This window comes from Novosphingobium sp. SG707, from assembly GCF_012275515.1.
Lineage (GTDB): Bacteria > Pseudomonadota > Alphaproteobacteria > Sphingomonadales > Sphingomonadaceae > Novosphingobium.
In genome coordinates this window covers 450705-464177 of record NZ_JAAZQL010000003.1, presented here as the reverse complement: position 1 = coordinate 464177, position 13473 = coordinate 450705, and the positions used below count along the sequence as shown (strand labels likewise).

General features: G+C 63.3%; 13 protein-coding genes. 7 read left to right on the top strand and 6 right to left on the bottom strand.

Going from position 1 to position 13473, the window contains the following annotated elements:
- The first annotated feature begins 139 nt into the window (after positions 1-139).
- The 6 genes from FHW92_RS10915 (at position 140) to FHW92_RS10890 (ending at position 4088) form a co-directional block, all read left to right on the top strand.
- The gene (locus FHW92_RS10915) at positions 140-286 is read left to right on the top strand and encodes a hypothetical protein (RefSeq protein WP_168603276.1); all 147 of its coding nucleotides are present in this window, start codon (positions 140-142) and stop codon (positions 284-286) included.
- 130 nt (positions 287-416) lie between these two features.
- Complete coding sequence (gene gpmA / locus FHW92_RS10910; RefSeq protein WP_168603275.1) at positions 417-1103, top strand: 2,3-diphosphoglycerate-dependent phosphoglycerate mutase; 687 nt, start codon at positions 417-419, stop codon at positions 1101-1103.
- A 4-nt stretch (positions 1104-1107) separates the two neighbouring features.
- Positions 1108-1596: a 5-(carboxyamino)imidazole ribonucleotide mutase gene (purE, locus tag FHW92_RS10905; RefSeq protein WP_168603274.1), complete on the top strand. Its 489-nt coding sequence runs from the start codon at positions 1108-1110 to the stop codon at positions 1594-1596.
- A gap of 3 nt (positions 1597-1599) precedes the next feature.
- Positions 1600-2658, top strand: a complete 1059-nt coding sequence (locus tag FHW92_RS10900; protein ID WP_168603273.1) for a 5-(carboxyamino)imidazole ribonucleotide synthase — start codon at positions 1600-1602, stop codon at positions 2656-2658.
- Complete coding sequence (locus FHW92_RS10895) at positions 2658-3146, top strand: dihydrofolate reductase (RefSeq protein ID WP_168603272.1); 489 nt, start codon at positions 2658-2660, stop codon at positions 3144-3146. The genes FHW92_RS10900 and FHW92_RS10895 overlap by 1 nt, the downstream gene beginning before the upstream one ends.
- Before the next feature lie 12 nt (positions 3147-3158).
- On the top strand, positions 3159-4088 hold the full coding sequence (locus FHW92_RS10890) for a bifunctional riboflavin kinase/FAD synthetase (protein WP_172249180.1): 930 nt from the start codon (positions 3159-3161) through the stop codon (positions 4086-4088).
- A 302-nt stretch (positions 4089-4390) separates the two neighbouring features.
- Here FHW92_RS10890 and FHW92_RS10885 read toward each other — a convergent pair whose 3' ends face one another.
- The 4 genes from FHW92_RS10885 to FHW92_RS10870 all read right to left on the bottom strand — a co-directional run bounded on the left by FHW92_RS10885 (position 4391) and on the right by FHW92_RS10870 (position 9824).
- Entirely contained in the window at positions 4391-4807 is a 417-nt protein-coding gene (locus FHW92_RS10885; RefSeq protein ID WP_168603271.1) for a DUF3035 domain-containing protein, read from the bottom strand.
- A gap of 6 nt (positions 4808-4813) precedes the next feature.
- Positions 4814-5359, bottom strand: coding sequence for a signal peptidase II (gene lspA / locus FHW92_RS10880; RefSeq protein ID WP_168603270.1), 546 nt, complete (start codon positions 5357-5359; stop codon positions 4814-4816).
- Positions 5356-8187, bottom strand: coding sequence for an isoleucine--tRNA ligase (ileS, locus tag FHW92_RS10875; protein WP_168603269.1), 2832 nt, complete (start codon positions 8185-8187; stop codon positions 5356-5358). Before ileS ends, lspA begins: the two co-directional genes overlap by 4 nt.
- A gap of 326 nt (positions 8188-8513) precedes the next feature.
- Positions 8514-9824 (bottom strand): hemolysin family protein, encoded by a 1311-nt coding sequence (locus tag FHW92_RS10870; protein ID WP_168603268.1) that lies wholly within the window; start codon positions 9822-9824, stop codon positions 8514-8516.
- A gap of 200 nt (positions 9825-10024) precedes the next feature.
- Between FHW92_RS10870 and FHW92_RS10865 the strand changes: the two genes are divergently transcribed.
- Positions 10025-10714, top strand: a complete 690-nt coding sequence (locus tag FHW92_RS10865) for an OmpA family protein (protein WP_168603267.1) — start codon at positions 10025-10027, stop codon at positions 10712-10714.
- 22 nt (positions 10715-10736) lie between these two features.
- Here FHW92_RS10865 and FHW92_RS10860 read toward each other — a convergent pair whose 3' ends face one another.
- Positions 10737-11465, bottom strand: a complete 729-nt coding sequence (locus FHW92_RS10860; protein WP_168603266.1) for a metallophosphoesterase — start codon at positions 11463-11465, stop codon at positions 10737-10739.
- 257 nt (positions 11466-11722) lie between these two features.
- On the bottom strand, positions 11723-13243 hold the full coding sequence (locus FHW92_RS10855; RefSeq protein WP_168603265.1) for a fumarate hydratase: 1521 nt from the start codon (positions 13241-13243) through the stop codon (positions 11723-11725).
- Positions 13244-13473: the final 230 nt, after the last annotated feature.

Below are 13473 nucleotides of genomic sequence, written 5' to 3'. Positions count from 1 at the left end.
GACCAGTGCCGCAGCGGAGGCGCGCTATTGGCCGGGGATCGAGGGAATGTCAAGCGCCCTTGCTGCATTTTTCTGCAAGGGGCGCTTGAAGTCTGGTGCCGCCTTCGCCAAACACGGGGCGCAGGATGAGACAAGACCCATGAGCAACACCGAAAAACCCGCTAATTCCGGCTCTTCGCGCGAAGAGCGCCTCGCGGCCAAGCTGCGCGAGAATCTGCGCCGCCGCAAGGCGCAGAGCCGCGCGATAGAGGATACCCAGACCCAAAGCACCGATTCGCAAGGGTGATGCCCTCGCCCCTGCCCCGCCCGGCACATGCGCGAAATTCAGGCAAATCCTTGCTTCCCATTGTCGCGGCAAAGGGCTAGGGCCGCCGGTAAAGGTGTATTCACGCTGCATTTGAGGGAGTGCCAGAACCGTGCCTCGTCTGATTCTCGTCCGTCATGGTCAAAGCCAATGGAACCTTGAAAACCGCTTCACCGGCTGGTGGGACGTGGATCTTACCGAAAAGGGCGAAGGCGAAGCTCGCGCGGCGGGTGCTCTGCTGAAAGAAAAGGGCATCCTGCCGACGGTGGCCTTCACCTCGGTTCAGACCCGCGCGATCCGCACGCTGCATCTGGCGCTGGAAACGGCGGGCCGGGTGTGGATCCCCGAATATAAAGACTGGCACCTCAATGAACGCCACTATGGCGGGCTGACCGGTCTGGACAAGGCCGAGACGGCCGCCAAGCATGGCGACGAGCAGGTCAAGATCTGGCGCCGTTCGTTCGACGTGCCGCCCCCGGTGCTGGAAGACGGCAGCGAGTTCGACCTGAAACAGGACGCGCGCTATGCCGGGATCGACATTCCCAGCACCGAATCGCTGAAGCTGACTATTGAGCGCGTGCTGCCCTATTATGAAAGCACCATCGCGCCGCAACTGGCCAAGGGCGAAACCGTGATCGTGGCAGCGCATGGCAATTCGCTGCGCGCGCTGGTCAAGCATCTGTCGAACATTTCGGATGCGGATATCCTCAATCTGGAGATCCCCACCGGCCAGCCCATCGTCTATGAGCTGGACGATAATCTGAACGCGCTCGAACGCTATTATCTGTCGGAGAGGTAAGACTATGACCCGTCCCGGAGCCCTCGTTTCCATCGTTATGGGCAGCCAGTCGGACTGGCACACCATGAAGAAGGCCGCTGACATCCTGACTCAGCTGGGCGTTGTGCATGATGTGCGGATCGTCTCGGCGCATCGCACGCCCGACCGCCTGATCGATTTTGCCAAGAACGCCGCCAATGAAGGCTTCAAGGTCATCATCGCGGGCGCGGGCGGCGCGGCGCATCTGCCGGGCATGGTCGCTTCGATGACGCATCTGCCGGTGCTGGGCGTTCCGGTGCAGTCCAAGGCGCTGTCGGGTCAGGATTCGCTGCTCTCCATCGTCCAGATGCCCGCCGGCGTTCCGGTCGGCACGCTGGCCATCGGCGAGCCGGGCGCGACCAATGCGGGCCTGCTGGCCGCCAAGATCCTGGCCACCAGCGATCCGGCTCTGGCCGAGCGCGTGAAGGAATTCCGCGTGGCGCAGACCGAAAGCGTGGCGGAGCGTCCGGAATAAGGCATGATTGCTCCGGGTGAAACGATCGGCATTCTGGGTGGCGGCCAACTGGGCCGGATGATGGCCTTTGCCGCCGCCCGCCTTGGTTATCGCGTGCATATCTTTGCGCCCGAGGCCGACAGTATAGCGGCTGAGGTCTGCAGCCGCTTTACCTGTGCGGATTATACCGATGAGCCGGCGCTGGCGCGCTTTGCGGCGGATTGCGCGGTCATCACCTATGAGTTTGAAAATGTGCCGGTTGCGCCTTTGGCGGCGGTGGGGGATACGCCCCTGCTGCCCCATCCGCGCGCGCTGGAAACGGCGCAGGACCGGCTCAGCGAGAAGAATTTCGTCAAGGCGCTGGGCGGGCGTCCGGCGCCTTTCATGGCAGTCGACGGAGCTGAGGATCTGGCCCGCGCCGTGGCCGAGATCGGCGCGCCGGGCATTTTGAAAACCCGCCGCGACGGCTATGACGGCAAGGGGCAATGGCGGATCAAGAGCGAGGCCGATCTGGCCGGGCTGGATCTGCCGCCTCAGGCGCTGATCTATGAAGGTTTCGTCACCTTCTTTGGCGAATTCTCCGTGATTCTGGCCCGCGCCGCCGATGGCAGCGTCAAGTTTTGGGACAGCGCGGAAAATGTCCATGTGAACGGCATTCTCGACACATCGACCGTGCCCGCCAATGCAGCGATTCTGGCGCAGGTGCCCGAGGCGCGCGCGCTGGCGCAGAAGGTGGCCGAGGCGCTCGATTATGTCGGCGTGCTGACGCTGGAATTCTTTGCCACTAACGATGGCCCGGTGTTCAACGAAATGGCGCCCCGCGTCCATAATTCGGGCCACTGGAGCATCGAGGGCGCGCTCACCAGCCAGTTCGAGAACCATATTCGCGCCGTCTGCGGCCTTCCGCTGGGGCTGACCACGCTGGCAGTGCCGGGCGCGCGGATGCTCAATCTGATTGGCGACGATGCCCATGACTGGGCGGAAATTCTGGCCGATCCGGCCAACCACCTGCATCTCTATGGCAAGGCGGCGGCGCGGCCCGGGCGCAAGATGGGCCACGTGACCCGCCTGATGCTGGGATAATGACACGCATCACCTTTGTTGTGGCCCGCGCGGCCAATGGCGTGATCGGCGCCGATGGCACGATGCCATGGCATTTGCCCGCCGATCTGCGCCACTTCAAGGCCAAGACCATGGGCAGGCCGATGGTGATGGGGCGCAAAACCTTTGAATCCCTGCCCGGATTGCTGCCCGGCCGCCGCCATATCGTGCTGACGCGCGATGCGACGTGGGAAGCCGCAGGAGCCGAGGTGGCGCCTGATCTGGACGCCGCGCTCGCGCTGGCGGGCGATGTGGACGAGGTTTGCGTGGTGGGCGGAGGGCAGATCTATGCCCAGTTCATGCCCATCGCCAACCGAATCGAATTGACCGAAATCGACGCCAGCCCCGAGGGCGACACCCATTTTCCCCTGACGATCGGCCCCGAATGGGTCGAAACCGTCCGCGAAGAGCATGCTGCCCAAGAGGGCAGACCGGCTTTTGCCTTTGTCACGCTGGAAAGGGCGGGATAGGCGCTTTTTTCCATGATCCGTCTCGATTCCCGCCAGCCCATTCCCGAAGCCTTGCGCGGCGCCATCATCGCGCTGGGCAATTTCGACGGTTTCCATCTCGGCCATCAGGCCGTGGTGGGCGAGGCCCTGCGCTGGGCCCGCGCCGAGGGGCGGCCCGCGATTGTCGCCACGTTCGATCCCCATCCGGTCGAGTTTTTCGCCCCCGGTTCGCCTCCGTTCCGCCTCTCCACGCTGGAACAGCGCGAGGAATGGTTTGCGCAGGCCGGGGCCGACGCCATGCTGGTCTTCGCCTTTGATGCCGCCATGGCGGCCAGCAGTGCGCATGACTGGGTTTATGACGTGTTGGGCCGTCAGTTGGGCGCGGCGGGCGTGGTGACGGGCGAGGATTTCACCTTTGGCAAGGGCCGCTCGGGCTCGGTGGCCACGCTGCGCGAGATGGGGACCGAAATCGGCCTTGGCGCGCGGGCTGTGGGCGCGGTGATGGAAGGGGGCGAGATCGTCTCGTCCAGCCGCATCCGCCGCGCGCTGACCTCGGGCGACATTGCGCTGGCCACGCGCCTGCTGACGCGCCCCTTCGCCATGCGCGCCGCCGTACAGCATGGCGACAAGCTGGGCCGCGAAATCGGCTTTCCCACGGCCAATATGGCGCTGGGCGACTATCTGCGACCCGCCTATGGGATTTACGCGGTAACGGGGCGACTGTCCGACGGGCGCGTGCTGAAAGGGGCGGCCAATATCGGCATCCGGCCTCATTTCGATCCGCCCAAGGAATTGCTCGAACCGCATTTCTTCGACTTCTCCGGCGACCTCTATGGGCAGGAGATCGAGATCGGGTTTCATGCGTTTTTGCGGGCCGAGGCGAAGTTTGATTCCCTCGATGCGTTGATCGCGCAGATCGGGCGGGATTGTGATGAGGCGCGGAAGGTTTTGGAGGGGGTTTAAGATGCGAGGGTCTAGACCCTCGCGCTCCCTTTACTGTCTGCGTTGCGCCAAGGGTTTGGCGTCAGGTGTCGGACGCAGCGTTTGAATTTTAAAGCCTGCGGCGCGGACAAGCATGAGCTAACAGCGCCGCAGGCTTTAAAACATCCCCCAAAACACCCCAATGGCAAACCATGCTTAACCCCATAATGGGATTTGCAAAGGGACGAGTCCCTTTGCCCGCCGGAGGCATAACCCCCTCCAAACCAGCCAAAAAACCCCCACCCAACCGGGCAGGGGTCTTTTAAACCAATGACAACCCGCGATTACTGGCGCGGCGGGGTCTTGGCCTGCGCTTCGCGGCCATCGCCTTCGGGGGCGGCCACGATGGTGCGGGTGACATCACCCTTGTTGGCAGTGGCGGTCTTGGGATCGGCCACGGTCGAGCGGATCGAGGCATCGCCGGTGCCCATCTTGGCCACGGCGGCGTTTTCGACGCCGCTGCGCTGGGGCGCGGGGCCGAACATGGCTTCGGTGGTTTCGACCTGACCGGGGCGGGTGTTGGGGCGCGGAGCGCCGGGCTGGGGCGGGGTCAGCGCGAAATCGGGCGGGGCGAACAGCGGCGTCTGGCGCTGGACGGCGAATTCATCGGGGCGCACGCGGTTGAACAGCCCGCCCGCGCCACAGCCGGAGAGCATCAGGCAGGTGGTGCCGGCCAGCAGGATGGCGGAAATCTTACGCATTGTGGTTCAGTTCTCCGGGGTGGACGGCGCGGCGTCCAACTTGATGTGGCCACGCTTTTTGCCCGAAAGAAAGCTCCGGGCAAGGATAATCAATACGCCGAAGGTGATGGCGACATCGGCGAGGTTGAAGATGTAGAAGGGGCGGTAGGATCCGATGTGGAGATCGGCATAATCGACAACAAAGCCTTTGGCCACGCGGTCGAGGATATTGCCCAGTGCGCCGCCCAGCACGAGGCCCAGCGGGAGGATTTCGCCCATGCGCCGTTCGATAAAGATCCACACCGCCACGCCCAGCGCAATCGCCCCGGTCATGCCCACCAGCAGCCAGCGTTCAAGATCCGAACCCGCCGTCAGCAGGCCCAGCGACACGCCGTAATTTTCCGCCCAGGTGAAATTGAAGATGGGCAGCAGCGTGATCTGCTCGACGCGGGGCAGATCGAGCGGGCCGATCATTGCCCATTTGACGATCTGATCCAGCGCAAACACCACCCCCGCCACGGCAAAGCCGAGCAGGCGCGCTTTGACAGGGGAGGTTTGCGCAAGGGTCGTCATTCGGCGGCATCCATGGCGGACACAACCTGATCGCAGCGTGAACACAAGTCGCCATCCTCGGAGACCTCCGGCAGGTGGCGCCAGCAGCGGCCGCATTTATGGGCTTCGGTGCGGGCCACGGCCAAAGCATCGCCGCGCACGACGCTGGCGCTGATGAACAGTTCGGCCAGATCGGCCTCGGGTGCATCAGTGGGCACCGTGACCTGCGCTTCAAGGCTGGAGCCCAGCGTCTTGTCGCGGCGCAGCGGCTCGATGGCGGCCAGCACTTCGCCGCGCAGGGCGCGCAGCGCATCCCAACGTTCGCCATCGAGCGAAACCGCCGGGACCACCGGCCATTCCAGCAAATGCACGCTGCCTTCATCGGCAAAGCGCGATTTCCACACTTCCTCCGCCGTGAACACCAGCACCGGCGCAGCATAGCGGATCAGCGCATGGAACAGGGTGTCGAGCACCGTGCGATAGGCGCGGCGCTTCGTATCCGTGGGCGCGTCGCAATAGAGCGAGTCCTTGCGGATATCGAAGAAGAAGGCCGAGAGGTCCTCGTTGCAGAAGTCGACAAGGCTGCGAACATAGGTGTTGAAGTCGAAAGCATCGACCGCAACCTTCAATTCCCCATCCAGCTTGGCCAGCAGCGCGAGAATATAGCGCTCCAGCTCGGGCATCTCCTCAACCGGCCGCTTTTCAGCATCGGTAAAGCCGTCCAGCGCGCCCAGCAGATAGCGGAACGTGTTGCGCAGCTTGCGATACTGATCCGCGACGCCTTTGAGGATTTCATCGCCAATACGGTGATCCTCGGTGTAATCCACCGACAGCGCCCACAGACGGACGATATCCGCGCCGTAAGTCTCCATGACCTTGAGCGGATCGACCGTGTTGCCAAGGCTCTTGGACATTTTCATGCCCTTGGCGTCCATGGTGAAACCATGGGTCAGCACCGCCTTATACGGCGCATGGCCGCGCGTGGCGCAGGATTCGAGCAGCGAGGACTGGAACCAGCCGCGATGCTGGTCACTGCCTTCGAGATAAAGGTCGGCGCGGGGGCCGCGATAGCCCTCGGGGCGCAGCAGGTCGGGCCAGCGGCCGCTTTCCATCACGAAAGCATGGGTGCTGCCGCTGTCAAACCACACGTCGAGAATGTCGGTGACGCGCTCGTAATCCTCGGCATTGTAATCGGCGCCCAGAAATTCCTGCGCCCGCGCCTCGTCCCAAGCGTCCACACCTTCCTCGCGGATGGCGGCGATGATGCGGGCGTTGACCGCCTTGTCGACCAGATATTCGCCGGTCTTGCGATCAACAAACAGCGTGATCGGCACGCCCCATGCGCGCTGGCGCGAAAGCACCCAGTCGGGGCGCCCCTCAACCATGGCGCCGATGCGGTTGCGGCCCTTTTCGGGCACGAAACGGGTCTGGGCGATGGCATGTTTGGCACGCTCACGCAGCGTATCGGGCGAGAGGATGGTAGCCAGATCGAACATGTCGGCGGCCTCGCTCAGCGGCGCCAGATCCTTGTCCATCGGCACGAACCACTGCGGCGTGCAGCGGAAGATCACCTTGGCCTTGGACCGCCACGAATGCGGATAGGAATGCTTGTAATCGGCCGAGGCCGCCAGCAAACCGCCCTCTTCGCGCAGCGCGGTGCAGATCGGGCCGTCGGGCGCGTTGAACTTGGGGTTGATGACGCTGCCTTCGCCGCCCAGCCAGGGCCAGTCGGCGCGATATTTGCCGTCACCCTCAACCGCAAAGACCGGATTGATCTTGTTGGCCTTGCACAGCAAAAAGTCGTCCTCGCCATGGTCGGGCGCCATGTGGACAAAGCCGGTGCCCGATTCGACGGTGACGAAATCACCGGCCAACAGCGGGCGCAGCTTGGTGAAGAACTCACTGTCAGGGAAGCGCGCGGCCATCGGGTGGCGCGCCTTGGCCCCGTTCAGCACCGGCCCCTTCACATACATCAGGAAGTCGTAACCATCCTCGTCGATGCGCTTCAAAAACGCTTCGATCAGGGGCTCGGCAATCAGATACTTCTGATCGCCCACGCGGATCTGCGAATAATCGATAGCGCGGCCAAAGGCCAAAGCCTGATTGGTCGGGATGGTCCAGGGCGTGGTGGTCCAGATCACCACCTTGGTGCCGACCAGCTCGGGCGCGGCGGGCACTTCGACCAGTTCGAAGGCCACATCGACCTGCGTGCTGGTGATGTCCTCATACTCGACCTCGGCCTCGGCCAGAGCGGTCTTTTCAACCGGAGACCACATCACCGGCTTGGCGCCGCGATAAAGCTGGCCCGACTGGGCAAACTTCAAAAGCTCGCCAACGATGGTCGCCTCGGCCTGAAAATCCATGGTCAGATAGGGATTGTCCCAATCGCCATTGACGCCCAGACGCTTCAACTGCTCACGCTGCGCATTGACCCAGGTCTGCGCATAGGCGCGGCATTCGGCGCGGAATTCGCGCGGGGGAACCTCGTCCTTGTTCTTCTTCTTCTTGCGATATTCTTCCTCGACCTTCCACTCGATGGGCAGGCCGTGGCAATCCCAACCGGGCACATAAGGCGCGTCCAGACCCTTCAGGCTCTGCGTGCGCACCACCATGTCCTTCAGGATATGATTGACCGCATGGCCCACGTGAATATTGCCATTCGCATAGGGCGGACCATCGTGCAGAATGAACTTCTCACGCCCCGCGCGGGCATCGCGCAAGGCTCGGTACAGATCCTGCTCCTGCCACCCCTTCAAAATGCCCGGCTCCTTCTGCGGAAGGCCGGCCTTCATGGGGAAATCAGTCTTCGGCAGGAAGACGGTGGGTCGAAAATCGCGTTTCTCGGTCATGACGGCGCAGGCCTTAGCGATTCGGCAGGATTTCCGCAAATCTTGATGATGGTGAGGGGTGCGATTTGATTTGTGATTTTGGGCCGGTGGAGTTTTGCCTCCGGCGGGCAAAGGGACTCGTCCCTTTGCAATCCCATTAATGGGGTGGCGTGTGGTTGGCAGGGGCGGGGAATATTATGAAGGCCTGCGGCGCGGCGAACTCATCGCTGTGTGCGCCGCAGGCCTTCTATTTTCAAACGGCGCGTCCGACACCAAACGCCGAACCCGTAGCGCAACGCAGGCAGTATCGGGAGCGCGAGGGTCTAGACCCTCGCATCTAAACTCCCTTAACCTTCTTCCAAAACCTCAACCCTGCTCGCCAGCAATTTATCAATCTTGCGCCGGTCCATATCGACAATCTCCCAGCGCCAACCCTGATCGACGAAATGATCCCCCTCCTTGGGCAAACGCTTCAGGATGGAAAGAGCATAGCCCGCCACCGTGGCATAATCGCGCGTTTCCGGCACTTCGATGCCAAAGCGGTCGCCCAGCGAATCGGCGGGCAAGGCGCCAGAGATCAGCAGCGAGCCATCCTCGCGCGTGACCACCAGCGGGCTGTCACCTTCGTCCTGATAGGAGGCGAAATGGCCCGCGATGGCCGAGAGCAGGTCAGCGGGGGTAACTATGCCTTCGAGATGGCCATATTCGTCATGCACCAGCGCCATCGACAGGCCGGAATTTTGCAGCACGCGCAGCGCGTCCATCGCGTCGATCTGATCCGGCACGATTTCGGCCTTGTGGATCAGGCTTTCCAGATCCAGCGGCCCGCCGGCCAGCAATTGCGCCAGCACCTCGCGCACCTTGATGACGCCGACGATATTGTCGACCGCGCCATCGGTCACGGGCAGCAGCGAATGCGGGCTTTCGGCAATGGCGGCGCGCACATCCGATTCGCTCGCCCCGCGTTCGATCCAGTCCATTTCGGTGCGCGGCGTCATCACCTCGCGCACGGGGCGTTCGGCAAGGCGCATGATGCCGGTCATGATCGCGCGCTCCTCCTCCTCGATCACGCCCGAGCGCGTGGCCTCGGCAAAGACGAGGTGGATTTCCTCGGCGGTCACCTGCTGCTCCTCGCCGGTTTTCACCCCGATCAGGCCAAGGATCGCATCGGAGGACACGCGCAGCAGCCAGACCAGCGGCGCCGTGGCCCGCGCCATCATGGCCATGGGCGGCGAAGCGATGATCGCGATCCGCTCGGCATGGGCCAGCGCCACCTGTTTGGGCACCAGTTCACCGATGATCAGGCTGACAAAGGTGGTGAGCCCCAGCACCAGCACGCTGGCCAGACGGTCGGCATAGGCCAGCGGGATGCCCCAATGCGCGATGCGTTCGGCCACAGGGGTCGACAGGCTGGCCTCGGAAAAGGCGCCCGTGACCACGGCGACCAGCGTGATGCCGATCTGCGCGGTGGAAAGCAGCTTGCCCGGATCCGCCGTCAGATCAAGCGCGGCCTGCGCGCCCCGGTTGCCGCGATCGGCCAGCACCCGCAATTTTGCCGTGCGCGCCGAAACAATTGCCAGCTCCGACATGGCAAACACGCCATTGAGGACAATAAGCCCGCCAATGACAAGTACATCTATCCAGGGAAAGGGTGTCACAAGACCATCCCTAGCAGCTTTGTTCGCAAAGGCGAAGGGGGCGCGCGAAGAGCCAGGCAAACAAATGCCGATACAAATCTGTTACAAATCCTTGGCGGGCGCTGTTCAGCAATGCTAGATTCAGCCGTCCCGGTCCAAACGCGGCCCATACGGACAGCATTGGCCGCCATGCGCGGTCAGTCAACCATGGAGAGATTTTCATGACCAAAGCACGCCTTGCCACCGCCGGGATCGCCGTTGCCGCGCTGCTGGCGACTTCGGGTTGCGTGACCGATCCCAACACCGGACAGCAGAAAGTGTCGCGCACCGCCATTGGCGCGGGCGCGGGCGCGCTGGGCGGCATGTTGCTGGGCGGGCTGATCGGGGGCGGCACGGGCCGCATCATCGGCGCAGGCATCGGCGGCGTCGCGGGCGGCGCCATCGGCTATGAACGCGACAAGCAGATCAAGCAGTTGCGCGAACAGACGGCGGGCACCGGGGTGGACATCCGCCCGTCCGACGATGGCCGCTCGATCATGCTCAGCCTGCCTGACGGCGTGACCTTCGACACCGGCTCCTATATGCTCCAGCCGCATTTCCGCCCCACGCTGGACAAGATCGCGCAGAGCCTGAAGGATTATCCCAACAGCCTGATCGACGTCTATGGCCACACCGATTCCACCGGCAGCGCCCAGTTGAACCAGACGCTGTCGGAAAATCGTGCGCGCACGGTGGGCGATTATCTCGGCACGCAGGGCGTGTCGCAGGCGCGCATCCGCACGCAGGGTTATGGCGCGACCATGCCGGTGGCCGACAATGCCACGCCCGAGGGGCGCGCGAAGAACCGCCGCGTGGAAATCAAGATCGTGCCGATCACCCAGGAACAGGTGAACGCCGCGCGCGGTCAGTAAAACGGGAATTTGGGCGGCGGGATTATCCTGCCGCCCGAACCGTCACGTTCAGGCCCGTTTCGGGCGTATAATCCAGCCGGTTATAGCTGGGCAATGTGGCCCTTGTGCGCTCGGACAAAGTGCCAGCGCCGATGATGCGGATAGGGCCGTTTTCGGTTTCGACATTCAGGTCGAAGGGGTCATGCACATGGCCCGAGAGCACCGCGCTCACCCCTGCGCCCGCCAGCGCCGCCAGCGCCCGCCGCCCGCCACGCGTCGATCCCGTGCCATGCGTATCGGCATCGACCAGCGGATGATGGCAGGCCGCCAGCTTCAACCCCTGCGCGCCCTCAAGCCTGCGCAGCGCCGCATTGAGGGCAGGCTGTTTCACGCAGCCCTTCGACCAGTTGATCCGCCATTGCGCCGGCGTCACCGTGGGCAGCGAGGCCAGCGTTACATCGCCCAGCGGCAGGTCCGAATGCGCCCGCGCCCGCAACGCCTCAAACCGGGCAAAGGGGCGGCGCAAACGGCTCACCATCTCCCAGTAATAAGGCATATCGTGGTTGCCCGGCTCGATGCTGACCGGAATGCCAAGGCCAAGCAGATATTCGCCCGCCGCGTCGAATTCGCGCACGGTGCCGCGCATCGTCAGGTCGCCGGTGCAGATCACCGCGTCGGGCTTTTCCTGCGCAATCTCCTGTTTGAGCCAGTCGAGAGCGGCGCGGTCCTCGGCGCCGAAATGCAGGTCGGAGATGTGGAACAGGATGGCCATGGGGGAAGGGGTTAGGGGAATTAAGGGAGAAATGCGAGGGACTAGTCCCTCGCGCTCCCATTACTGTCTGCGTTGCGCCACGGGTTCGGCGGAGGGGTGTCGGACGCACCGTTCGACATGAAAAAGCCTGCGGCGCTTTTATGTAGCGCCGCAGGCCTTCATTTCATCGCCCGATCCGCATCGCTGCAAACCACGCGCAACCCATTAACGGGATTGCAAAGGGACCGAGTCCCTTTGCCCGCCGGAGGCAAAATATCTTAGACCAACAACCCCTCAGCCGCGATCTTTTCCTTCCACACCAACGGGGCGAGCTGGTGGACATTCTTGCCCTCGGAATCGACGGCGACGGTCACCGGCATATCCTCGACGGTGAATTCATAGATCGCCTCCATGCCCAGATCGGCAAAGCCCACAACCTTGGATTCCTTGATCGCGCGGGCGACGAGATAGGCCGCGCCGCCGACCGCCATCAGATAGGCGCTCTTGTGTTTGGCGATGGATTCGGTCGCCTTGGGGCCGCGCTCGGCCTTGCCCACGCTGGCCAGCAGGCCCAGGTCGAGCATGAGGTCGGAGAAGCTGTCCATGCGGGTGGCGGTGGTGGGGCCGGCGGGGCCGACGACTTCTTCGCGCACCGGGTCGACGGGGCCGACGTAATAGATCACGCGGCCTTTGAAATCGACGGGCAGTTCCTCGCCCTTGGCCAGCATATCCTTGATCCGCTTGTGCGCAGCATCGCGGCCGGTCAGCATCTTGCCGTTGAGCAGCAGGCGGTCGCCCTGCTTCCAGCTCTGCACTTCCTCGGCCGTCAGCGTGTCGAGATTGACGCGCTTGGCCGCCGCATCGGGGGTCCAGTGAACCTGCGGCCACTGATCCAGCTTGGGCGTTTCCAGATACGAAGGCCCGCTGCCGTCCAGCGTGAAGTGAGCGTGGCGCGTGGCGGCGCAATTGGGGATCATCGCCACCGGCTTGCCCGCCGCGTGGCAGGGGGCGTCCATGATCTTGACGTCGAGGATCGTGGCCAGACCGCCGAGACCCTGCGCGCCGATGCCCAGCGCGTTGACCTTGTCGAAGATCTCGATGCGCAAAGCTTCCAGATCGTTCTGCGGCCCGCGCTGCTTGAGCTGGGCCATGTCGATCTGTTCCATCAACGCCTTTTTGGCCAGCAGCACGCAATGTTCGGCCGTGCCGCCGATGCCGATGCCCAGCATGCCCGGCGGGCACCAGCCAGCGCCCATCTGGGGCAGCATTTCCAGCACCCAGTCGACGATCGAATCCGACGGGTTCATCATCTTGAACTTCGACTTGTTTTCGGACCCGCCGCCCTTGGCCGCCACGTCCACATGGATCTTGCTGCCCTTGACCATATCGACATGGAGAACGCAGGGCGTGTTGTCGCGCGTGTTGCGGCGGGTAAAGGCCGGATCGGCCAGCACCGAGGCGCGCAGCTTGTTGTCGGGGTTGTTATAGGCGCGGCGCACGCCCTCATCGACAACTTCCTGCAGGCTCATCTCGGATTCCAGAATGCAGTTCTGGCCCCACTGGATGAACACATTGACGATGCCGGTGTCCTGACAGATCGGGCGATGCCCTTCGGCGCACATGCGGCTGTTGGTCAGGATCTGGGCGATGGCGTCCTTGGCGGCGGGGCCCTGTTCGGCCTCGTATGCGTCGCCCAAGGCGCGGATATAGTCCATCGGGTGATAGTAGCTGATATATTGCAGCGCATCGGCCACGCTGTCGATCAGATCCTGTTCCTTGATGGTCACCAATTCGGCCATGGGGCGCTCCTTCGCTCTGGGCCTTGGGCCACAAGGGAAGGGGGGCCAAGGCGCATTCGTATGATCGGTTGGGGCGGTCCATAGGCATGATTGCCCCCCTTCGCCAAGGGTAAAGCGGCGGTTATGACAAAAGTCGGTGCCGCTTGTGGTGAAATTGCCCGGATTCCCGTGTCAAAGCGCTTGGCTTTGGCGGGGCGTTTGCCCTAGAAGCGCGCGCGATAAATGAACAC